Source organism: Caballeronia sp. LZ003 (assembly GCF_031451465.1).
Lineage (GTDB): Bacteria > Pseudomonadota > Gammaproteobacteria > Burkholderiales > Burkholderiaceae > Caballeronia.
Map to the genome: position 1 here is coordinate 1,786,099 of NZ_JARUXJ010000001.1, position 21,271 is coordinate 1,807,369.

Sequence of the window (21,271 nt, forward strand, 5' to 3'; positions counted from 1 at the left end):
TCCTTATTGCAGGTCGTCTTGACGATTGCGCGAGCGGAAAGCATCGCGGGAGCGCAGCGGGTCGCTTGCACTGCTTGCGGCACTGGCCGCGCTGGCCGCACTGGCTGCAGTCGTCGCGCTGGCCGCGCCGTTAATCGCACCGTTGGCCGGCGCGCTCAACACGGCCGGCGACGACGCCACGCCCGGCGCACGCGCCTGTGCGCCATCGCCAGCCGGCGCGCTTGCGGCTGCGGCGACACTGGCGGCATCGGCTTCTTTCACCTGCTGACGATTCGCCTCGACGAGCTTGTCCAGCGGCAGATACACCACGTTATTGCCTGCCTTGCTGTCCACGAAGACCTTCGTGGTACGCGAATAGATTTGCTGCATCGTGTCCAGGTACATGCGTTGACGAATGACCGCGGGCGCTTTCGAGTATTGCTCGTAGACCTGCTTGAAGCGCTCGGCGTCGCCCTGTGCTTCGGTGACCTGGCGATTGCCGTAGGCCGTGGCTTCGTCGACGAGACGCGCCGCGTCGGCTTTCGCACGCGGCAGCAGCTGATCGGCATAGGCTTGCGCGGTGTCGCGAGCGCGCTCGTTGTCCTGACGCACGCGCGAAGCTTCCTCGAATGCCGCCTGCACTTGCGTCGGCACCTGCACGCTTTGCACGGTCACGCCCGTCACCTGCAAACCGGTGCGGTAGAGATCGAGCGAGCGCTGGATAGATTCAGTTAGACGCGCGCGCAACGCCTCGCGATCCTTGTAGAGCATGTCGTCCGTGCTGATGGACCCAGCGATCTCGCGAACTGCCGCCTGCGACGCCTGCGTGACGCTCTGGTCGGGATCGAGATTGCGGAACAGGAAGTCGGTCGGCGACTTGATCTGATATTGCACGGCGAAGCGCACGTCGACGATATCGGCGTCGTTCGTCAGAACCGAGGCATCGCGCACGTTGCCTTGCGCGAGCGCGGTGCCGCGACCCACTTCGACCGAGCGGACCTGCGAGATGTCGACGATATCGTGCGACTGAAACGGATACGGCAGGCGCCAGTGAATGCCTTGCGCCACCGTTTGCCGATATTTGCCGAACTGCGATACCACGCCGACATGACCGTCCTGTACGACAAACACGCCGCTGCCGAGATAGATGGCGATCAGCACGCCAATGACGATGCCAAGCCCGATGCGCGTGCCGCGGCCATTCTCGCGCGGCGCACCGCCGTTGGGCTTGCGCCCGAACAGACCGGCGATGCGACGGTTGAAGTCGCGCCACATCTCGTCGAGATCGGGCGGGCCTTCGTCCTTGCCGTTCGGGCGCTTGCCGTCTTGCGGACGCTTCGAGTCGTTCTTCACGCCGTTGCCTTCGCCCCGCCCCCAGCGCGGATCGTTGATCGAAAAGGCGGCATGCATGCGCTGCCTGTTAGTCCGCTCGTTGTAGTCGTTCACTCGGTGATTCACCATTAGACAGCCGGGGGTAGACATCCAGACAGATAAGCCCGGGCGATGCAATCCGGAGTTCCGCGAGCCGATCAGTGACCGTGCTCGGAAACCTTGTGGTCACGTTGTTCGGTCAGCCGGTGGTCTTCCGGCTGCGCGTTCGTGTCGTGTGTTTCGTTTGACCCGGACAGCGGGGATTGCGTTGCATCGGGCTCGAGTTGCGGCGCTTCGATTTCAGCGAGCACGCTCGGTAAGGCCTCTTCGCTTTCGTCCGTTTCCGCAGCAGCGATTTCGGCGATGGCAGCGCGCAGCGCGTCGAGCCCCTGGCCCGAGCGTGCACTCAAAAAGACGCGCGAAATATTACCATACTCGTCCCTTTCAACCGCTTCGCCACGGGCCGCCAGCTCAGGCACCGCGTCGATCTTGTTGAAGACGAGAACCTGCCGGATGGAATCCGCGCCGATGCCGCGCAATACCTCGTTCACCTGATCGATTTGATCGAGGCGCACGGCGCTCGATGCATCGACCACATGCAGCAGCAAGTCTGCGTGGATGGTCTCCTCGAGCGTGGCGCGAAAGGCCGCGACGAGCTGGTGAGGCAATTCGCGGATGAACCCGACCGTGTCCGATACCACCACGTGCCCCGCTTCCTCCCCGAGATAGACGCGACGCGAGGTTGTGTCGAGCGTGGCGAAAAGCTGGTCGGCGGCGTACGCCTGCGCCTTCGTGAGCGCATTGAACAGCGTGGACTTGCCCGCGTTCGTATAGCCGACGAGGGAGACCGACATCGTGCGATTACGCGTGCGCTGACGACGCTGCGTACCATGCTGACGGCGCAACTTCTCGAGCCGGGTCTTGAGCGCCTTGATACGCTCGCCGATCAGCCGGCGGTCCGTTTCGAGTTGCGTTTCGCCCGGACCGCGCAGGCCAATACCGCCCTTTTGCCGTTCCAGGTGAGTCCACGCGCGAATGAGCCGTGTCGACAGATACTGCAGCTGTGCGAGTTCGACCTGCAATTTGCCTTCGTGGCTGCGGGCGCGCTGCGCAAAGATGTCGAGGATGAGGCTCGTGCGGTCCACCACGCGGCGGTCGAGCGCGAGTTCGAGATTGCGCTGCTGCGCGGGCGCGAGTGCGTGATTGAAGATGACGAGTTCGACGTCGTTCGCTTCGCAAGAAAGGCGCAGTTCTTCAACCTTGCCGCTGCCAATGAACATCTTGGCGTCCGGAGCCGAACGGCGGCCGGTTAGCGTGACGGCGGGATGGGCGCCTGCACTTTGTGCGAGCAGGCTGAGTTCTTCCAGACTGGCTTCGAAATCGATCTTGCCGAAGTCGATGCCGACGAGCGCTGCATTGATCAAATTGATATTTTTCGGTTTTTGAAGCGACCGGCGAATGGTTTGATGTTCGCTTTTTGTGAAAACAGCGCCGGTCGCGACGAGGTTTAGGACGATTCAGCGTCCGGGTGGAAATTCACCGGACGGGCCGGCACGACGGTGGAAATGGCGTGCTTGTAGACCATCTGTGTGACCGTATTTCGGAGCAACACGACATACTGGTCGAACGATTCGATGTTTCCTTGAAGCTTGATGCCGTTGACCAAATAGATCGACACCGGCACGTGCTCTTTACGCAGCGCGTTCAAAAACGGGTCTTGTAACAATTGCCCTTTGTTGCTCATAGCAAACTCCGTGTTTTTTTGCAGGTTGGATGTATTGTCGGCGAAGAAAAAGAGATCCGCCGACAATCGCTACACTATAGCCGATTTTCGTTTCCGCACCAGCCTGGCCAAATGGCCGACCGGCCTGAAACGCTTGACTCACGCGGCTTTCAGCCTTTGTCCGCGTATGGGTTATGGCTCGAACGGAACTCTATGCGCAGTGGCGTCCCGACCAATCCGAAAGTTTCTCGGAAGCGCCCTTCCAGATAGCGTTTATAAGTCTCGGTAATGGCGTCGAGCGCATTGCCGTGCACCACGATGATCGGCGGATTTTGTCCACCCTGGTGGGCATAACGCAGCTTCGGACGAACCGGACCGCGACGGCGCGGCTGCTGAAACTCCACCGCGTCGATGAGCGCGCGCGTGAGCTTCGGTGTTGGCAACTTGGCCATGGCGGCGGCGTAGGCTTCATCGACAGACTTCATCAATGGGCTGATGCCGCTCTTCTCCAGCGCCGAGACGTAGTGAAATTTAGCAAAGTCCAAAAACTTGAGCTTGCGGGTGAGATCCGCCTTCGTGCGTTCGCGCACATGCGAGTCCAGACCGTCCCACTTGTTCACGCCGACCACGAGCGCGCGGCCCTGTTCGACCACGAAGCCCGCGATGTGCGCGTCCTGATCCGAGATGTCCTGCTGGGCGTCGAGCAAAAGGATCACGACGTTGGCATCGGAAATGGACTGCAAGGTCTTCACCACCGAAAACTTCTCGATGGCCTCGAACACCTTGCCGCGACGACGCAAGCCCGCCGTGTCGATAAGCGTGTATTTGCGGCCTTGTCGCTCGAAATCAATATAAATCGAATCGCGCGTGGTGCCGGGCATGTCGAACGCGATCACGCGCTCCTCGCCGAGCAATGCGTTCACGAGCGTCGACTTGCCAACGTTCGGACGTCCGACGATGGCAATCTTCACGCCGTGCTGCGCCTTCTCTTCTTCGCTCTCCTCGGGCTGACCGGCATAAGCGATGTCGAGCGCGTCGTTGATCATCTCGGTAACGCCGTCGCCGTGCGCAGCCGAGATCGCGCGCGGATCGCCGAGACCGAGTTCGTAGAAGTCGGACGCGACGGCCGAATACTTCATGCCCTCGGCCTTGTTCACGACGAGAAAAAGCGGCCGGCCGGTCTTGCGCAGATAGTCGGCAATCGCCTTGTCTTGCGGCGCGAGCCCGTTGCGTCCATCGACGATGAACACGACGATGTCTGCCTCTTCCACCGCCTGACGCGTCTGCCGCGCCATTGCGTGCAGGATGCCGTCTTTCGCGACCGGCTCGAAGCCGCCGGTATCCACGACGAGATACGGCCGCTCGCCGCCCACGCGGCCTTCGCCGTAATGGCGGTCGCGGGTGAGGCCGGGCAGATCGGCGACGAGTGCATCGCGCGAACGCGTCAGCCGGTTGAATAAGGTGGATTTCCCCACATTGGGGCGCCCGACGAGGGCAATCACGGGTTTCATCAGATGTTGTTCAAGGTTGAACGCAAGACGGCACACGAGGCGTGCGAACGAGACCTCTCGTTCCGCTCATGCCGCGCCACGGCTGCGCTTGTCGAAAATTAGCATGGATTCGGCTTGCGGCACGCGCGACGCGTCACGGCGTCAGTGTGTCAAGCCTGCGGCGCTGGGACGCCGCTGCGCCTCGTCAGAGGCAGTTTTGGCGCGCCGCCTTCGCGCGACGCGCTTTGATTCTTGCAGCCCACCGCGCGTTTTGCGTTCCGCTGGCAGGCTCTCGGGAGTGCGCGCGATTGCCGCGCCTCCTGCTTTCTCTTGCGGCCCGGTTCTGGCCGGACCTGCCGCGCGATCGGCTTCGAGCGCGCAATACCGCTCGATCAGACGATCACGCGCGTGTTAGTTGCTGGGACGAAAGCCGTAGATGCCGCCGTCGTGCGTCAGGACCACGAGCGTGTTGCCGGCGAGCACGGGCGGCGCGGTGATCGCGCTGCCGTCGGTCTTGGCGCGGCCGACGAGTTCGCCGTTATCCGCGCTCAGGAAGTGGACGTAACCTTCGAAGTCGCCAACAACGACCGCGCGACCGAGAATATACGGCACGCTGACCTGGCGGTTCTTCAGCTTGTCCGTTTTCCAGAGCTGCGAGCCGTCCGAGGTGCGGAATGCGTTTACGACCGACCAGTCGTCGCCTGCTGCGACCAAGTCCGAATCCTGCGCAAGACCGCTGTCGGACGAGAAGCTCTTTTCCCAGTCCGGACGGCCGGAATTTGCATTGAAGCAGCCGATGCGGCCCTGGAACGTCACCGCGCAGCTCTGCGCGCCGACGAGTCCCGGCGCGCCGGTTACGTCGTTGATGCGCTCGACTTCGGTCACGCCCTTCGGATATGAAACAGGCGTTTGCCAGAAGGCATCGCCCGTTTGCAGGTTGATTGCCGCGAACGTGCCGCCCGGGAATCCAGCAAGCACGGCCTGATTGCCGGCGAAGGTCATGCCCGCCGCGACGCGCAGATTCAGCGGCACCGCGCGCAATTGGAAGACCCACTTTTGTTCGCCGGTCTGCGCGTTGAAGGCCACGACCTTGCCGTCGATGGTACGCACGATCACGAGATCATTGCCGACGAGCGGCGGAGAGATCAGTTCGCCCGGCGCGACTGCCGTCCACAACTGCTTGCCGTCCGGTCCGAGCACGTAGACCGAACCCTTCAGACCGCCGACCGCAGTCAGATTGCCGTCGCTGCCGACGCCCGCCGACAGATCGTCCTTGAGCTTGATGCGCCAGACATCCTGACCCGTTTTCGCGTCGATCTTCACGACCGAGCCGTTCTCGCCTGCGGCAAAAATTGCGTCGCCCACGGCAACCGGCGCGAACAGATAGCGGCCTGCCTTGCCGACGCTCGCCTTCCACGCCTGGGAGACGTTGAGCACCGGCTTGAACTCGACGAGCGGTGTCGGCACGCGGCGTTCATCCTTGGTGGATGAGCAAGCCGCGAGCAAGGCGGTCATCGCGCAGGCAAACGGCACGGCGTAGCGTTTCAAAAAAGTCATCGGTGGACGCAACATGAATTATCGGATTCGGTTGATCGGCGCCCGGCCGCGCCTTCGCCTTCAAGGCGTTGCGCGGCCGGGCGGCCTGATTGTTATATGGCTCGGTCGATTGCGGCGGCGCGCGCTGATCAGCCGCCGAGCGCGTCGAGCTTGAACTGGACCAGTTGCCGCGCGGAGGTATCGTTCGCGGGCAGCGCACCGAGCGCCAGCTTGTAGGATGCGCGGGCGTCGTCGCGCTTGCCTTGCGCCGCAAGCAGATCGCCGCGACGGTCCGCGATCACACCCTTGTAGGCGTCGAGCGGCGCATCCGCGAGCAGCTTCAGACCCGCGTCGTAATTTTTCTCGTCGAGCAGCACCAGCGCGAGACGCAGCTTCGCGACTTGCTTGTACTCGTCGTCCTTCGCGTGATCGATGGCCCATTGCAGTTGCGCTTTCGTGCCGGCGGTATCTCCCGCCGTGTAAAGCGACTTGGCCGCCGTGAGCGCGCTCATCTGAGCGTAGGCCGTGCTGCCGAACTTGTCTTCCATGTCCGTCGCAATACGGCTCACCATTTTCTGATCATTGCCGGTGACGGCCTGCTGAAGCTGGTCGTACAGCACGGAAGCTTCGGCCGCCTGATGACGCTGCCAGTAATTCCAGCCGTTGTATCCGGCTGCGATTACAAGCGCCACGAGGATGATCCACGTCGTGGAATTACCCCACTTGGCCCACCAGGCTTTCAAACTTTCCAGTGATTCTTCTTCGTCGTGATAGCTCATCGTCCAGCTATTCCTTCCTGCGTTTCATTGCACTTCGAGTGCCGTGCGCGATGCCGGACAGTTCACTCATCCAGCGCGATGCCCACGGCCATTGCCCGCGTGTCGGGCCGCCTAGTCTTCGGCGGATGCCACCATCGCATTGATTAGGTATTCGGTCAAGTCTTCCGCCGGAACGTTGACCTGCTCGTTCTTTTGCGCGTCCGACGTTTCGGCGCCCGCGCGGCGCAGCGGCTTTACGCCGATCGTGCCCTGCGCGAGTTCGTCTTCGCCCAGCACGACGGCAAAAGCCGCGCCGCTCGCATCGGCTTTCTTCATCTGTGACTTGAAGCTGGCAGGCGCGCCGTCCGGGCTGCAATGCAGGATCACGTCGAGGCCCGTGTCGCGCAGACGCTCCGCCACGATGAACGCCTGCTCGGCGGCAGCTTCTCCCTGATGCACTACGTAGACGTCCGTACCTTCCGCTTCCGGCACGAGATTCTCTTCCTTCAGCAACTCGAGGATACGCTCGACGCCCATCGCCCAGCCACACGCGGCCGTGGGCTTGCCGCCAAGTTGCTCGATGAGCGGGTCGTACCGGCCGCCGCCCGCCACCGTGCCTTGCGCGCCGAGCTTGTCGGTCACCCACTCGAATACGGTGAGGTTGTAATAGTCGAGACCGCGCACGAGACGCGGATTGATCTTGAACGGAATGTTGTTGGCCTTCAGCAGCCTTTGCACGCCCTCGAAATGCTTGCGCGATTCTTCGCCCAGGAAGTCGGTGAGCTTTGGCGCGTTCTGCGCAATTTCCTGCAGCGCGGGATTCTTCGTGTCGAGCACGCGCAGCGGGTTGGTGTAGAGACGTCGTTTGGCTTCTTCGTCGAGCGCGTCGACGTGCTGCTCCAGATACGCGATCAGTTCCTTGCGGTGCGCCGCGCGCTCGTCAGGCTGGCCAAGTGAATTCAGTTCCAGGCGAATGCCGGTCAACCCAAGGTCGTCCCACAGGCGCTGACACATCATGATGATTTCGGCGTCCGCGTCCGGTCCCGCGAAACCGAGTGCTTCCACGCCGACCTGATGGAACTGGCGATACCGCCCGCGCTGCGGACGTTCGTGACGGAACATCGGGCCGATGTACCACAGGCGCTTCGGACCGTCGTAAAGCAGGTTGTGTTCGATGCTCGCGCGCACCACCGCCGCCGTGTTTTCGGGCCGCATGGTGAGATGTTCGCCGTTGAGCGAATCGGTGAAGCTGTACATCTCTTTTTCGACGATATCCGTCACTTCGCCGATCCCGCGCGTGAACAACTGCGTATGCTCGATGATCGGCGTGCGGATGTTCTGATAGCCGTATGCGCGCAGCATCGACTTCACCGTGGATTCGAAGAAGTCCCACAACGCGGCGTCCTGCGGGAGGATGTCGTTCATGCCCTTGACGCCGGTCAGCTTGCCGAGCCGTTTCTTCTGTTCAGTCATCTGTCTTTAAAGTGTTGCCGCGGACGTTTCTTCGCGCTTGCCGGTTTCTTGCCCGTAGGTGCGCTCGACGTAGTCGCTGACGATTTGCTGGAATTCCTCGGCGATACGCTCGCCACGCAAGGTCTTCACCTTCACGCCGTCGATAAACACGGGCGCGGCGGGATTTTCGCCCGAACCCGGCAAACTAATGCCGATGTTCGCGTGTTTCGATTCGCCAGGCCCGTTGACGATGCAGCCCATCACCGCGACGTGCATCTTCTCGACGCCGGGAAACTGGTCGCGCCACACGGGCATGGAGTTGCGCAAATAGCTTTGGATCTGCGACGCGAGTTCCTGGAACAGCGTGCTGGTCGTGCGCCCGCAGCCGGGACATGCAATGACCATGGGCGTAAAGGAACGCAGGCCCATGGTCTGGAGGATTTCCTGGCCGACGACCACTTCGCCCGTGCGCGCGCCGCCTGGCTCGGGCGTCAGCGAAATACGGATGGTGTCGCCGATGCCTTCCTGCAGCAGCAACGACAGCGCCGCCGTCGAAGCGACGATGCCCTTCGAGCCCATGCCCGCCTCGGTCAGGCCGAGATGCAGCGCGAAGCTGCAACGTTTAGCGAGTTCGCGATAAACGGCGACCAGATCCTGCACGCCGCTCACCTTGCACGACAGGATGATCTTGTCGCGACCGAGGCCGAGTTCGACCGCGCGTTCCGCCGAGCCGACCGCCGACTGGATCAGCGCTTCATACATCACACTTTGCAGTTCCCACGGCGCCGAGCGCGCGGCGTTTTCGTCCATCATGCGCGCGAGCAGGTCCTGGTCGAGACTGCCCCAGTTCACGCCGATGCGCACCGGTTTGTCGTACTTGATCGCGGCTTCGATCATCTGCGCGAATTGCGTGTCGCGCTTTGCGCCCTGTCCGACGTTGCCGGGATTGATGCGGTACTTCGACAGCGCTTCGGCGCACGCCGGATGATCGCGCAGCAGCAGATGCCCGTTGTAATGGAAGTCGCCGACGAGCGGCACGGACACGCCCATGCGGTCGAGTTGATCGCGGATGTGCGGCACTTCCGCCGCCGCTTCCGGCGTATTCACCGTGATGCGCACGAGTTCGGAACCCGCCTGCGCCAGTTCCTTGATCTGGATGGCGGTTCCGATGGCGTCGGCGGTGTCGGTGTTGGTCATCGACTGCACGCGCACCGGTGAGTCGCCGCCGATGGTGACGAGCTGACCGCCCCAGCGCACGTCCACCGCATGCGATGCACGACGCTTCAACGAGCCGCCGAACACCGGTTCGGTCGAACAGATCTTGCTGCTAATCAGGGATTGAGCTTCGGATTGCATCGAAAAACCCTTTGGCCACCAGGCGCCGCGTGCAAGCGGCGCGACGGTGCGAATATGGAACCTTGAACGGGCATCACGGCAAAAGCCGGAATGCCCATGACTTGCACGCGCGCTGAACCTCCGACTCCGACACCGCTACGCGCCGCCCGTTCAGGGCAGCGTGAAGCGCGCGACGTTGCCGCGTGCGGAAACGTATTTCTTGGCGTCGACCGGCTGATCGTCAAACGAGATGGAATCGACGCTCTTCGCGTTGCCGACGGTCACCTTGAACGGCGCTTCGCCCTGCACGCGTTGCGTGCTTCCCGCGTGGACGAGACCGGAGAAAACCTCCTTGCCGTCCTTGCCGCGCACGCTGAACCAGCTATCTTCCTTCACTTTCAATTCGACTGCGCTCGCGCCCGTGCCGGCGACGACCGGCGCGGATGCGGCGGCGCCAGCGGCCGGCGCCTGCTTGGCTGCGGCCGACGCGCTTGCGCCCTGCAACGCCGCAATGGTCGACGACGAGGCCGGCAACGCGTTCGTGCCGAGCGGACGTGGCATTGGCTGTTCGCCGGGCGCGGCGGCCACTTCGGGCAGCGAGGCGGCTTCGCCGGTGTTCGCCGCGGCGGCTTCATCAGGCGTGGAAACGACGGAAGCGGACACCGTGTCGCCCGGCGCAGCCGTGCCAGCGCCCGTGCTCGACTTGAGGCGCGCGAGCCACGCCGACGAATCGCCGCCGGTATGCCACATCACGAGCGCGGCCAACACCACGACGACCGCCGCGATGCCCCAGAGCCACGAGCGTTTCTTGCCCGACGAACCACCGAGTGGCACCGACACGCGCTGTCGCGGCAGACCCGCACCCGCCGAAGCCGGCACCTTCAGATTTTGCCCGACCGCCGCGCCCTCGCGACGAAACGCCTGCGTGAAAGGCGCGGGATCGGTACCAAGAACCTTGGCGTAGCTACGCACAATACCCGCTGCGAACGTGCGATCGGGCAATTGACTGATGTCGCCCGCTTCGAGCGCGAGCAGCTTGTTCGGCGAGACCTTGAGACGCGCTGAAATGTCGTCGATCGACCATGACTTCGCGTGACGAAGCTGCGCGAGCCGCGCGCCGACGGCGGCAATCGAATCCAGAGGCCCCGTCTGACTCGCGTTCGATGCCGCCCCGCCAGTGCCCGCCTGACTGTCATGCTCATTGACAGGAAGACCCCCGGTATGACTGCCAAAAGGCGTCGGGTGCTGCGGCTCACTCATCCCAATTTCCTCGCATCGATTCTTTTATATAGCGCGGCTAAGCCGGCGGATTGCATCAAAACGTGAACGATACAGCCCCGGCAATGTTGCAGACCGCTTTATAACAAAATGTTCGGCTTTGCGCGCCGGCCTGGCGCGACTTCCGTCTTTTCGGACTTGTTTTTCTTCGCTGTACGGCGGCAATGCGTCAGACCGCGCGCACCTCGATCACCTTGCCTGGCGCGCGACCCATGCGTTCCACGAGGCGCGTGCGATCCTTCACCTCGCCCGCAAGCTGCCCGCAAGCTGCGTCGATGTCGTCGCCGCGCGTCTTGCGCACGGTGGTGACGATGCCCGCGTCCATCAGAACCTGCGCGAAGCGCTTGATCTGCTCGTTCTTCGAACGAGTCAGACCTGATTCCGGGAACGGATTGAACGGAATGAGGTTGAATTTGCACGGCACGTCGCGCGTGACGGCCAGCAGTTCGCGCGCATGGGCTTCGGTGTCGTTGACGCCGTCGAGCATGCAGTATTCGAACGTGATGAAATCGCGCGGCGCAACCTTCAGATAGCGCTGGCACGCAGCCATCAATTCACGCAGCGGATACTTCTTGTTGAGCGGCACCAGCATGTCGCGCAGCGGATCGTTCGGCGCGTGTAGCGACACGGCGAGCGCCACTGGCAGATCCGCGGCGAGGCGGTCCATCATGGGCACGACGCCGGAAGTGGATAGCGTCACGCGACGGCGCGACAGGCCATAGGCGTTGTCGTCGAGCATCAGACGCATGGCGGGCACGACGGCGTCGTAATTCAGCATGGGCTCGCCCATGCCCATCATCACGACATTGGTGATGACGCGCTCGCCCTTTCCCGGGCCGCCGACTTCGCGCCCGAGCGACTTGCGCAGCGCGAATTCAGCCATGCGCAACTGCCCGATGATCTCGCCAGTGGTCAGATTGCGGGAGAATCCCTGCTTGCCCGTGGAACAAAACCGGCAGTTCACCGCGCAGCCTGCCTGCGAGGACACGCACAACGTGCCGCGCGTTTCCTCGGGAATGAACACGGTTTCGACCGCGTTGCCGTTGCCTACGTCGATCAGCCACTTGCGCGTGCCGTCGGTGGAAACGTGATCGCGAGAGATTTCGGGCATCGCCAAACTGGCGAGACCCTTGAGTTTTTCGCGCAGCGATTTCGCGAGGTCCGTCATGCCGTCGAAGTCGTCGACGCCATATTGGTGGATCCAGCGCTGCAATTGCTTGGCGCGAAACGGCTTTTCGCCAAGGCTGTCGCAATAAGCGACGAGCCCGGCGGCGTCGAGATCGAGAAGATTGACGGTGCTGCTGTTCGTCATGTCGAGTCCTGCCATTTCAGATTGCGAAGCTCGGGAGCTTTTGCCCGAGACCGTTCGCGCCAATTCCTGCATGTTCCAGCTTTTCAAGCGATGCCGGCGCGACAGCCGCATGATCCGGCGCACTGCCTCGAGGCACGGACCGATGCGGCAACCAACGCGCGACTTAGCGCGAGTAGACGTTCACTTGCGGGAAGAAGAACGCGATTTCCTGCGCTGCCGTTTCCGGAGCGTCGGAACCGTGCACGGCGTTTGCATCGATGCTGTCCGCGAAATCAGCGCGGATCGTGCCCTTGTCTGCCTTCTTCGGATCGGTCGCGCCCATCAGGTCGCGGTTCTTGATGATCGCGCCTTCGCCTTCCAGCACTTGAATCTGCACCGGACCGGAGATCATGAATTCCACGAGGTCCTTGAAGAACGGGCGTGCAGCGTGCACTGCGTAGAACTTTTCCGCGTCCGCGCGCGACAGATGCACCATGCGCGAAGCAATGATCTTGAGTCCAGCACTCTCGAAACGGCTGTAGATTTGGCCGATAACATTCTTTGCCACTGCGTCCGGCTTGATAATCGACAGGGTGCGCTCGATTGCCATGAAAAACTCCAAAAAATTAACGGTTTACGGATTAAAAGGAATCGACAATTGTAGCATGAAGCAGGGTATGATTGCGATTGAAACCTTACGGCGCCGTAAGGGTCGAACCGTCATACGCCAGCGTGCCTTGAGCGTGTATCGCGCCGAGAAACGTCGGCGCCATTGATTTCGGACCGTGCGGCAGTCATATTGGAGTCGAGCCGCGCTTTGCAACCGCCTCGCGACATCAGGCACTGCACGAAACCGGAATGGCGCGGGCAACGGCCTCATAATCGCTTAAGTATTCCTACCGTATCATTCGTATATGACGGATGTAGCGCGGGTCGACGACAGACAATTTGAAGCAAGGAGAAACCATGAACGAATCACCCTACAGTTTTGGACGCAACGGCAGCGTCACTTCGGTCGAGGTGCGCAACCGCGTGCTACGCAACACTTACTGGCTGCTGGCGCTTTCCATGGTGCCGACGGTGCTCGGCGCGTGGGTCGGCGTAGCGACGGGCTTTTCCCTCTTCGCGGCCACCAGCCCGGCAATGAGCTTCATCGCGTTCATGGCGATTGCGTTCGGCTTCATGTTCGCCATCGAGAAAACGAAGAACAGCAGCATGGGCGTGGTCGTCCTGCTCGGCTTCACGTTCTTCATGGGCCTGATGCTCTCGCGTCTTTTGAGCTTCATCCTCGGTTTCTCGAATGGGCCGCAGCTCATCATGATGGCCTTTGGCGGCACGGGCGTGATTTTCGCGGCCATGGCGACCATCGCCACGGTCAGCAAGCGTGACTTTTCGGGCCTCGGCAAGTGGCTGTTCATGGGCGTGATGGTCATTCTGCTGGCTGCAGTCGCGAACATTTTCCTGCAACTGCCGGCGCTCATGCTGACGATCTCCGTGCTCGCCATCGTCATCTTCTCGGCTTACATGCTGTTCGACGTGCAGCGCGTTGTGAATGGCGGCGAGACGAACTACATCAGCGCGACGCTCGCCATCTACCTCGATCTGTACAACGTCTTCACGAATTTGCTGGCACTGCTCGGCATCTTCGGCGGCAACCGGAACTGATCGAACCGGTGCTTCAAACGAAAAACCGGCCTTCGGGCCGGTTTTTTTTGCCTTCTTAAATAAAAGCGCTTCAGTCGCGTTCGAACAATGCAATGGATTCGACGTGCGACGTATGCGGGAACATGTTGACGACGCCCGCGCCCTTCATCCGATACCCCGCCTCGTGGACGAGCAGGCCGGCGTCGCGCGCGAGCGTCGCCGGGTTGCACGACACATAAACGATGCGCTTCGGCAGCGAACCCTCGCCGCTTTGAGCGATGTCCGCAAGCGCCTTCGCCACCGCGAGCGCGCCCTCGCGCGGCGGATCGATCAGATATTTGTCGAAGTGCCCGAGCGCGCGCAGATCGTCGGCAGTCACTTCGAACAAATTGCGGCAGGCAAACGACGTATGGCCGTCCACGCCATTGGCATGCGCGTTTTCCAGCGCGCGCGCGGTCAGCGCTTCGCTTCCTTCGATACCCACCACTTCGCGCGACACGCGCGCAAGCGGCAGCGTGAAGTTGCCGATGCCGCAAAACAGATCGAGCACACGATCGTTCTGTTCCGGCGCGAGCAGGCTCAACGCGCGCGCCACGAGCACGCGGTTGATCTGATGGTTCACCTGCGTGAAATCAGTCGGCTTAAATGGCATGCGGATGTGAAACTCCGGCAGCGTATAAGCCAGTTCGCTCTCGAGCGGATAAAACGGATAAACCGTGTCGGGACCTTTCGGCTGCAGCCAGAATTGCACGCCGGCGTGTTCGTCGGCAAAGGCGCGCAAAAGCGCTTCGTCGGCGTCGTTGAGCGGTTCGAGAATGCGCAACACCAGCGCCGTCACGTCCGCGCCAACCGCAAGCTCGATCTGCGGCATGCGGTCACGAATCGACAAACCGGCTACCAGATGCCGCAGTGGCACGAGCATGGCGGAAACGTGCGGCGGCAGCACCTCGCAACTCGTCATGTCGGCGACATAGCTGCTCTTGCGTTCATGAAAGCCGACGAGCACGCCGCCCTTTTTCTCGACGTGCCGCACCGTCAGGCGCGCGCGATAGCGATAACCCCACGACGGCCCGTGAATCGGCCGGAACATGGTTTCCGCGCGCAGTTTCGACAAATGCTGGAGATTGTCCTCGAGCACCCGCTGCTTCACGGCAATCTGCGCGCGCACGTCGAGATGCTGCATGGAACAACCGCCGCACGTGCCGAAGAACTGACACTTCGGCTTCGTGCGGATGACCGCCTCGCGCAACACGTTCACCACTTGCGCCTGCTCGAAACTCGGCTTCTTGCGATAGCTCGAATAGCTCACTCGTTCGCCGGGCAGCGCGCCTTCGACGAAGATCACCTTGCCCGGCTCGCCGTTCCCGTTGACCGTGCGGCCGACGCCGCGCGCGTCCATGTCGAGTGACTCGATTTCGATTTCGGGCGCGACGAATGACGGATCGGGCGTAACGGTTTTGGCCGGCGCGGCGCGGCGGCGATGCGAATTTTTTCGAGCGGCTTCAGACACCTGCGTACTTCCTGACTGACGTGTTGGCAAAGGCGAGATTGTAGACGAACGTCACGGCCTCGCACTCACCGGCCGAATGCGGCGAGATATTCGGCCCAATGCGGCGACGCTTCCAGCGCGAGCGCGTTCTTCACGAAGTTGATCTCGTCCGCGTACTCGTCCGGCGTGAGTCCGCCACGCATCATCTGAAAGCGGCAATACATAAGGTAAGTGTTGACGACATCCGTTTCGCAATAGTTGCGGATCTCGTCGATCTGACCATCGCAATAGGCGTCCCACACCTTGCCGCCGTCCATGCCCAGCTTGCCGGGAAAGCCGCACAGTTTCGCGAGTGCATCGAGCGGCGCGTTGGCGCGCGCCTGATACATCGCGAGCACGTCCATCAGGTCGAGATGCCGCATGTGATAGCGGCTGATGTAGTTGTTGAACCTGAACTCGCGATCGTCCTGGCCCAAGTCCCAGTAACGCGGCGCCGCGATGCCATGCACGAGCGCACGATAATGGAGCACGGGCAGATCGAAACCGCCGCCGTTCCACGAGACGAGTTGCGGCGTGTATTTTTCGATCACGCGATAAAACGACTGGATCAGCGATGCCTCGCCATCCGTCTTCGTGCCGAGCGAGCGCACGCGAAAACCGCTGTCGTCGCGAAAGACGCAGGAGATCGCGGCAATGCGTTGCAAATGATGCGGCAAGAAGTCGTTGCCTACGCGCTCGCGGCGCGCGGCGAACGCGTGTTCGGCGACTTCGCGCGCGGACAGATCGTCGGGTAAGTCTTCGAGACGGCGAATGCCGTCGACATCGGGAATGGTCTCGATGTCGAATACGAGAATCGGTGTCATTGAATTCTGGAAACGCGGCGCTTTTTCGAACGCCGCTTTGGAGCGTTAAAGCACGGCGTCCTTGCGCACGCCGTTCGAGGCGAAGAAGCGTTTGAGCCGCACGAGCGCCTCTTGCTGGATTTGCCGTACGCGTTCGCGCGTGAGGCCCATTTCATCGGCCAGTTCTTCGAGCGTGGCGGGTTCGATATGGTTCAGCCCGAAACGCCGTTCGATCACATGCCGATGTTTGTCCGACAGACGCGAAAGCCAGAGCCGCGTGAGCGTTTCCAGTTCGCGGTGCTGAACTTCGGCATCCGGCGACTGGCTTTGATCGTCCGAAAGGAGATCGAGCAGGCTGCTGCCGGGGTCGAGGTCGAGCGGGGCATCGAGCGAAGCCGTGTGTTCGTTGAGCGCGAGGATATCGGTGACTTCCTCCGGCGTCTTGCCGGTGAGATACGCAATATCCTCGATGCTCGCGTCGCGGCGCTCAGGCGCGACGGGATCGGTGGAATTCGCCGAGTTCTTTTCCAGATGACGCTTCGCGCGCAACACTTGATTCAGCTCGCGAATCACATGCACCGGAAGGCGCACCGTGCGCGCCTGATTCATGATTGCGCGCTCGATGCTCTGGCGAATCCACCACGTGGCGTAAGTCGAAAAACGAAAACCGCGCGTGGGATCGAATTTCTCGATTGCGTGCATGAGACCGAGGTTGCCTTCCTCGATCAGATCGAGCAAAGGCACGCCGCGATTGAGATAACCCTTAGCGATACTCACCACCAGCCGCAAATTGCGCTCGATCATGACCTGGCGCGCCTCGAACTCGCCCGCCTTGGCAAGACGCGAATAACGCTGCTCTTCCTCGACGGTGAGCAGCGGCTTCACGCTGATGCGATTGAGGTAATGCTGAATGGTGTCGGCCGTCAGTTCGGCCTGCAAAAGAGAGCGAAAGTCGTCGGGTTCGGGCGCGGAATCGTTTGCGCCTTCTCCCGACTCGTCGCCACCCTTTTTACGGTTTTCGCCTTCTTCGTCGGAATCGATATCGACGTCGATGTTTTCGGCATCGTCGTCTCGGGTCGAAGCACCGTCTTCCACCGACACTTGCAACGGTCGGCTGATGGTCTCAGTCTCGGCTTGCGGCTGGCGGCGCTTCGTTTTTTGCATGATGGCTCGCTTTATTGCGGCGGCAAATACTTCAGTGGGTCAACAGGTTTTCCCTGCCGGCGAACTTCGAAATGCAACATCACACGGTCTGAATCGCTGTTGCCCATTTCGGCGATTTTTTGACCTTTGGTCACCGCGTCTCCTTCTTTTACCATCAAAGCGCGGTTGTGTGCGTACGCAGTGAGAAAAGTCGCGTCGTGCTTGATGATGATGAGATTCCCGTAGCCGCGCAAGCCATTTCCGGAGTAGACGACCCTGCCATCCGCCGATGCATTGACTGCATCTCCCGGTGCACCGCCAATGTTCAAACCTTTGTTCTTCGCGTCGTCGAATGTGCCGAGAATCGGACCACGCGCCGGCCAGATGAAAGCCGGTTGAGCCGTTGCCGCGCTGTCCACGCCCGGCGCCGGCGTGGTGCCCGCGAGCGCACCCGATGCAGCGCCCGGCGCCGCGCCCATGCCCGACGACGGACCGTAGTACGGCGGCTGCGTCGTTGCACCCGACTGCGGCGTGCCATAGACGCCCGCGCCGCCGTTAAGCGGTTGCGTAGCCACCGCGCCACCCGCGATCGGTGCGGTCGACACGCCCGGCGTCGCCGCTGCCAGATTCGCACCCGGAGGCGCCACACGCACCAGTTGACCGACTTCGATCTGGTTCGGGTTCGTCAGGTTATTCCACGTTGCGATGTCGTGATAATTCTGACCGTTTTCCAATGCGATCCGATATAGGGTGTCGCCCGGTTTCACGCGAATATAGCCAGGCGGCGGCGGCTGGTTGGCAAGCGCGGCGGCATCCGTGGCGATAGGCGCGCCCGTTCTGTCGACCACCGGCGCTGAATCCATCCGCGACGCACAGGCCGCCAGCATGGACAGCGCAAGGACGCACACACCGCGCTGCGCCGCCGTTAGGCGAACGTCCGCACGCGTTTCTCGCAAAGCACGCAAGATACTCATCGGTTTCAAATCACTCCGGATTTTAAAGGTACAAAAAAAACGCGATCGAGCTGCGACTCCCGCCATTGCGTGGCCGACACGCGCGTGACGAGCGTGAGCACCTGCGACTGCGCGGCCTGCGAGCCCACCGGCGCGACGAGCCTGCCGCCTATCGCCAGTTGTTCGAGCAAGGCCTGCGGCACGTCGAGTCCCGCGCACGCGATCACGATGGCATCGAACGGCGCCGCGGCAGCCAGTCCGAGCCGCCCGTCGCCGTAATGCAGCCGGATATTCGGCACACGCAGCGGCCGAAGATTGAGCTTGGCGCGTTCGGACAACGGCCGCACGCGCTCGATCGAATAAACCTCGGTCGCGACCTGCGACAGCACCGCTGCCTGATAGCCGCAACCGGTGCCGATTTCCAGCACCTTGTCCAACGTGCGCCCTGCCGCGACCAGTTCGATCATGCGCGCGACGACCGACGGCTTCGAGATGGTCTGATGGTGACCGATCGGCAGCGCGGCATCTTCGTAAGCCTGCGCGGCGAGGCCGGGGTCGACGAACATATGGCGCGGCACGACCGACATGGCGTTCAGCACGCGCGGGTCGGTCACGCCGTTCGTGCGCAGGCGTTCGACCATGCGCTCGCGCACCCGTTCCGAGGTGAGCGTCTGCGTGCTGGCGAATGCCACGTTGGGCGCGCCCTTTTTCGTGGCCGTCGATGCCGCGTTCAGATCGCGTCCGGCGGGACGCTGCGCGGTGCGCAATGCACTCGTTCGGGGATGCGGCGCCTGGGCCGGACTGCGATTCGCGCCCGGAACCGGTTTCGCGGTTCCACTTGCCGGTTTGGTAGCGGCCTTGGCGACGGAATTGACGACAGGCTGGGCTACCGAGCGCACCGGAAAAACCGTGGTCGCAGACTTGGCGGATGCCGCCGCGCTCGCCGGATTCTTGAGCGCTGAAGCCGCGCCGCGCACACTGCCCGGCTTCGCGGCAGCGGCTTTCGTGGTCGATACCGCCACCGACTTGGCGCGCGCGTCCTGCGTGCGGCCGGCCGGCTTGCGCGGCTCGCGCACGAGGTCCGCGAGCGCCAGCGGGAAGCGCTTGGCGCGCTCGTCGCTCATGAGCGACGGCTCCCGGCTTGCGCCCATTCGCGGGTCTCGGCCATGAGTTTCGTGTGAGTCAGGTCGAGCTGCAGCGGCGTGATCGAAACGAAGCCGTTCGCGACTGCGTGAAAGTCGGTGCCTTCGCTGGCGTCGAGCGCGTCGCCCGACGGGCCGATCCAGTAGATCGGGTTGCCGCGCGGGTCGGTCTGGCGAACTACCGGCTGCGACGGATGCCGCTTGCCCAGACGCGTGACCTTCCACTCGCGCAGTTGGTCGTACGGCAGGCTCGGAATATTGACGTTCAGAAGCGGATGACCCGGCATGGGGTGATCCAGAAAATGCGCGACGATTTCGGCGGCCACGCGCGCCGCATCTTCGAGATGCAGCCAGTCACGCCCGACGAGCGAAAACGCGATAGCCGGAATGCCGAACATGAAGCCTTCGGTGGCGGCCGCGACCGTGCCGGAATAGAGCGTGTCCTCGCCGACATTCTGGCCGTTGTTGATCCCTGACACGACGAGATCGGGCCGCGCTTCGAGCATGCCGGTGAGCGCGATATGCACCGAGTCGGTTGGCGTGCCGTTCACGAAGTTGAAACCGTTAGCCGACTGATGCACGCTCAATGGCCGCGACAACGTGAGCGAGTTGGACGAGCCGCTGCAGTTCTGCTCCGGCGCCATCACCGTTACTTCGCCGAGCGGCTGCAAGGCGTCGTGCAGCACGTTGATGCCGCGCGCCAGGTAGCCGTCGTCGTTGCTGAGTAGGATTCGCATCCGGCGATTGTAACCGAGGAAACATGACGCGCCCACGCTTTGCGGGGTCGCGCACAGACAGCCGTCTGCCCTACACTTGGCGCCAGGCCATCAAGGAGGACACATGCGCGCCGTTCGATGCAACCAACACGGATTACCCGATACGCTCACCGTCGAAACGCTGCCGGATTTGCACCCCGAAGCCGGGGAAATCGTCATCGATGTGAAGGCCGCGAGCGTGAATTTTCCCGATGTACTGATCATCCAGAACAAGTACCAGTTCAAACCGCCGCTGCCATTTACGCCGGGTGCGGAACTCGCGGGAATCGTGCGTGAGGTGGGTGCGGGCGTCACGCGCGTGAAACCTGGCATGCGCGTCGCGGCTTACACCGCGCAAGGGGCATTCGCGCAACAGGCGCGTGCTCGGGAAACGGATTGCGTCGTGCTGCCCGACGACGTCAACCTCGCGCTCGCCGCAGCCTTCACGCTTGCCTACGGCACGTCCTATCACGCGCTCGTGGATCGCGGCGCGCTCAAGTCGGGCGAGACGCTCCTCGTGCTCGGCGCGGCGGGCGGCGTCGGCGTCGCGGCCATTCAGATCGGCAAGATTCTCGGCGCGCGCGTGATCGCGGCGGCATCGAGCGCGGAAAAGCTCGCGTTCTGTCGCGAGCAAGGCGCGGATGAAATCATCGACTATCGAAACGAAGACTTGCGCGAGCGCGTCAAGGCGCTCACCCATGGCCAAGGTCCCGATGTCATATTCGATCCGGTGGGCGGCGCCTATGCCGAACCGGCGTTTCGCAGCATCGGCTGGCGCGGGCGTTATCTCGTGGTCGGCTTCGCCAACGGCGAGATCCCGAAGCTGCCGCTCAACCTCGCGTTGTTGAAGGGCGCGAGCATTGTCGGCGTGTTCTGGGGCGATCACATGCGCCGCGAACACGCGATCGCCGATACCGAATTTGCCACCATGGTCGACTGGATCAAGGCCGGCAAGTTGCTGCCGGTGGTGACCAAACGCTATCCGCTCGATGCAACCGCGCAAGCCCTCGACGACATGATGAACCGGCGCGTGACGGGGAAGATCGTGATCGAGCCTTGAGGCGCTTCGAAGGTTGGTCGTGGGCCACGG

Annotated in this window: 19 protein-coding genes; 2 read left to right on the forward strand and 17 right to left on the reverse strand. The window is 62.3% G+C overall.

Going from position 1 to position 21,271, the window contains the following annotated elements; genetic code table 11:
• Positions 1 to 3: 3 nt before the first annotated feature.
• From hflK to ndk, 11 genes are all read right to left on the reverse strand, one after another.
• Positions 4 to 1,425, reverse strand: coding sequence for an FtsH protease activity modulator HflK (gene hflK, locus QCE79_RS07895; RefSeq protein ID WP_309843221.1), 1,422 nt, complete (start codon positions 1,423 to 1,425; stop codon positions 4 to 6).
• Between the two features lie 83 nt (positions 1,426 to 1,508).
• Positions 1,509 to 2,774, reverse strand: a complete 1,266-nt coding sequence (hflX, locus tag QCE79_RS07900; RefSeq protein WP_250492302.1) for a GTPase HflX — start codon at positions 2,772 to 2,774, stop codon at positions 1,509 to 1,511.
• 83 nt (positions 2,775 to 2,857) lie between these two features.
• Positions 2,858 to 3,094 carry an RNA chaperone Hfq gene (gene hfq / locus QCE79_RS07905; RefSeq protein WP_006999489.1) on the reverse strand — a complete coding sequence of 79 codons (237 nt, stop codon included), beginning with the start codon at positions 3,092 to 3,094 and terminating at the stop codon, positions 2,858 to 2,860.
• Positions 3,095 to 3,243: 149 nt separating this feature from the next.
• Positions 3,244 to 4,584 (reverse strand): ribosome biogenesis GTPase Der, encoded by a 1,341-nt coding sequence (gene der / locus QCE79_RS07910; RefSeq protein WP_244825333.1) that lies wholly within the window; start codon positions 4,582 to 4,584, stop codon positions 3,244 to 3,246.
• A 390-nt stretch (positions 4,585 to 4,974) separates the two neighbouring features.
• A complete protein-coding gene (gene bamB, locus QCE79_RS07915) occupies positions 4,975 to 6,120 on the reverse strand; it encodes an outer membrane protein assembly factor BamB (protein ID WP_244825334.1) in 1,146 nt (381 codons plus the stop codon).
• A 128-nt stretch (positions 6,121 to 6,248) separates the two neighbouring features.
• Entirely contained in the window at positions 6,249 to 6,878 is a 630-nt protein-coding gene (locus QCE79_RS07920; protein ID WP_250492301.1) for a tetratricopeptide repeat protein, read from the reverse strand.
• Between the two features lie 111 nt (positions 6,879 to 6,989).
• Positions 6,990 to 8,330: a histidine--tRNA ligase gene (hisS, locus tag QCE79_RS07925; RefSeq protein WP_250525902.1), complete on the reverse strand. Its 1,341-nt coding sequence runs from the start codon at positions 8,328 to 8,330 to the stop codon at positions 6,990 to 6,992.
• A gap of 6 nt (positions 8,331 to 8,336) precedes the next feature.
• Positions 8,337 to 9,665: a flavodoxin-dependent (E)-4-hydroxy-3-methylbut-2-enyl-diphosphate synthase gene (gene ispG, locus QCE79_RS07930; protein WP_309843229.1), complete on the reverse strand. Its 1,329-nt coding sequence runs from the start codon at positions 9,663 to 9,665 to the stop codon at positions 8,337 to 8,339.
• A 150-nt stretch (positions 9,666 to 9,815) separates the two neighbouring features.
• The gene (locus QCE79_RS07935; protein ID WP_244825338.1) at positions 9,816 to 10,904 is read right to left on the reverse strand and encodes a helix-turn-helix domain-containing protein; all 1,089 of its coding nucleotides are present in this window, start codon (positions 10,902 to 10,904) and stop codon (positions 9,816 to 9,818) included.
• 187 nt (positions 10,905 to 11,091) lie between these two features.
• Positions 11,092 to 12,234 carry a 23S rRNA (adenine(2503)-C(2))-methyltransferase RlmN gene (gene rlmN, locus QCE79_RS07940; RefSeq protein ID WP_309843231.1) on the reverse strand — a complete coding sequence of 381 codons (1,143 nt, stop codon included), beginning with the start codon at positions 12,232 to 12,234 and terminating at the stop codon, positions 11,092 to 11,094.
• Positions 12,235 to 12,397: 163 nt separating this feature from the next.
• The gene (gene ndk, locus QCE79_RS07945) at positions 12,398 to 12,823 is read right to left on the reverse strand and encodes a nucleoside-diphosphate kinase (protein ID WP_244825340.1); all 426 of its coding nucleotides are present in this window, start codon (positions 12,821 to 12,823) and stop codon (positions 12,398 to 12,400) included.
• A 356-nt stretch (positions 12,824 to 13,179) separates the two neighbouring features.
• On the opposite strand from ndk, the gene QCE79_RS07950 reads away from it, so the two are divergent.
• Positions 13,180 to 13,878, forward strand: a complete 699-nt coding sequence (locus tag QCE79_RS07950; protein ID WP_250492297.1) for a Bax inhibitor-1/YccA family protein — start codon at positions 13,180 to 13,182, stop codon at positions 13,876 to 13,878.
• Positions 13,879 to 13,948: 70 nt separating this feature from the next.
• Here the strand turns inward: QCE79_RS07950 and rlmD are convergent, their stop codons facing one another.
• The 6 genes from rlmD to surE all read right to left on the reverse strand — a co-directional run bounded on the left by rlmD (position 13,949) and on the right by surE (position 20,163).
• Positions 13,949 to 15,367, reverse strand: a complete 1,419-nt coding sequence (rlmD, locus tag QCE79_RS07955) for a 23S rRNA (uracil(1939)-C(5))-methyltransferase RlmD (protein ID WP_309843234.1) — start codon at positions 15,365 to 15,367, stop codon at positions 13,949 to 13,951.
• Positions 15,368 to 15,432: 65 nt separating this feature from the next.
• A complete protein-coding gene (locus tag QCE79_RS07960; protein ID WP_250464970.1) occupies positions 15,433 to 16,209 on the reverse strand; it encodes a 3'-5' exonuclease in 777 nt (258 codons plus the stop codon).
• Positions 16,210 to 16,254: 45 nt separating this feature from the next.
• Positions 16,255 to 17,352 (reverse strand): RNA polymerase sigma factor RpoS, encoded by a 1,098-nt coding sequence (gene rpoS, locus QCE79_RS07965; protein ID WP_250464972.1) that lies wholly within the window; start codon positions 17,350 to 17,352, stop codon positions 16,255 to 16,257.
• An 11-nt stretch (positions 17,353 to 17,363) separates the two neighbouring features.
• Positions 17,364 to 18,305, reverse strand: a complete 942-nt coding sequence (locus QCE79_RS07970; RefSeq protein WP_244825345.1) for a peptidoglycan DD-metalloendopeptidase family protein — start codon at positions 18,303 to 18,305, stop codon at positions 17,364 to 17,366.
• A gap of 5 nt (positions 18,306 to 18,310) precedes the next feature.
• Positions 18,311 to 19,408 carry a protein-L-isoaspartate(D-aspartate) O-methyltransferase gene (locus QCE79_RS07975; RefSeq protein WP_250464973.1) on the reverse strand — a complete coding sequence of 366 codons (1,098 nt, stop codon included), beginning with the start codon at positions 19,406 to 19,408 and terminating at the stop codon, positions 18,311 to 18,313.
• Positions 19,405 to 20,163, reverse strand: coding sequence for a 5'/3'-nucleotidase SurE (gene surE, locus QCE79_RS07980; RefSeq protein ID WP_309843235.1), 759 nt, complete (start codon positions 20,161 to 20,163; stop codon positions 19,405 to 19,407). The genes QCE79_RS07975 and surE overlap by 4 nt, the downstream gene beginning before the upstream one ends.
• 103 nt (positions 20,164 to 20,266) lie before the next feature.
• Between surE and QCE79_RS07985 the strand changes: the two genes are divergently transcribed.
• Complete coding sequence (locus tag QCE79_RS07985) at positions 20,267 to 21,241, forward strand: NADPH:quinone oxidoreductase family protein (protein WP_309843236.1); 975 nt, start codon at positions 20,267 to 20,269, stop codon at positions 21,239 to 21,241.
• The last annotated feature ends 30 nt before the right edge of the window (positions 21,242 to 21,271 follow it).

What these genes read in the sequence shown, in the direction of transcription:
- hfq (WP_006999489.1), bottom strand. Translation starts at nt 3,094, where the DNA reads ATGAGCAACAAAGGGCAATTGTTACAAGACCCGTTTTTGAACGCGCTG.
- der (WP_244825333.1), bottom strand. Translation starts at nt 4,584, where the DNA reads ATGAAACCCGTGATTGCCCTCGTCGGGCGCCCCAATGTGGGGAAATCC.
- bamB (WP_244825334.1), bottom strand. Translation starts at nt 6,120, where the DNA reads ATGACTTTTTTGAAACGCTACGCCGTGCCGTTTGCCTGCGCGATGACC.
- QCE79_RS07920 (WP_250492301.1), bottom strand. Translation starts at nt 6,878, where the DNA reads ATGAGCTATCACGACGAAGAAGAATCACTGGAAAGTTTGAAAGCCTGG.
- hisS (WP_250525902.1), bottom strand. Translation starts at nt 8,330, where the DNA reads ATGACTGAACAGAAGAAACGGCTCGGCAAGCTGACCGGCGTCAAGGGC.
- ispG (WP_309843229.1), bottom strand. Translation starts at nt 9,665, where the DNA reads ATGCAATCCGAAGCTCAATCCCTGATTAGCAGCAAGATCTGTTCGACC.
- QCE79_RS07935 (WP_244825338.1), bottom strand. Translation starts at nt 10,904, where the DNA reads ATGAGTGAGCCGCAGCACCCGACGCCTTTTGGCAGTCATACCGGGGGT.
- rlmN (WP_309843231.1), bottom strand. Translation starts at nt 12,234, where the DNA reads ATGACGAACAGCAGCACCGTCAATCTTCTCGATCTCGACGCCGCCGGG.
- ndk (WP_244825340.1), bottom strand. Translation starts at nt 12,823, where the DNA reads ATGGCAATCGAGCGCACCCTGTCGATTATCAAGCCGGACGCAGTGGCA.
- QCE79_RS07950 (WP_250492297.1), top strand. Translation starts at nt 13,180, where the DNA reads ATGAACGAATCACCCTACAGTTTTGGACGCAACGGCAGCGTCACTTCG.
- QCE79_RS07960 (WP_250464970.1), bottom strand. Translation starts at nt 16,209, where the DNA reads ATGACACCGATTCTCGTATTCGACATCGAGACCATTCCCGATGTCGAC.
- rpoS (WP_250464972.1), bottom strand. Translation starts at nt 17,352, where the DNA reads ATGCAAAAAACGAAGCGCCGCCAGCCGCAAGCCGAGACTGAGACCATC.
- QCE79_RS07970 (WP_244825345.1), bottom strand. Translation starts at nt 18,305, where the DNA reads ATGAGTATCTTGCGTGCTTTGCGAGAAACGCGTGCGGACGTTCGCCTA.
- QCE79_RS07975 (WP_250464973.1), bottom strand. Translation starts at nt 19,408, where the DNA reads ATGAGCGACGAGCGCGCCAAGCGCTTCCCGCTGGCGCTCGCGGACCTC.
- surE (WP_309843235.1), bottom strand. Translation starts at nt 20,163, where the DNA reads ATGCGAATCCTACTCAGCAACGACGACGGCTACCTGGCGCGCGGCATC.
- QCE79_RS07985 (WP_309843236.1), top strand. Translation starts at nt 20,267, where the DNA reads ATGCGCGCCGTTCGATGCAACCAACACGGATTACCCGATACGCTCACC.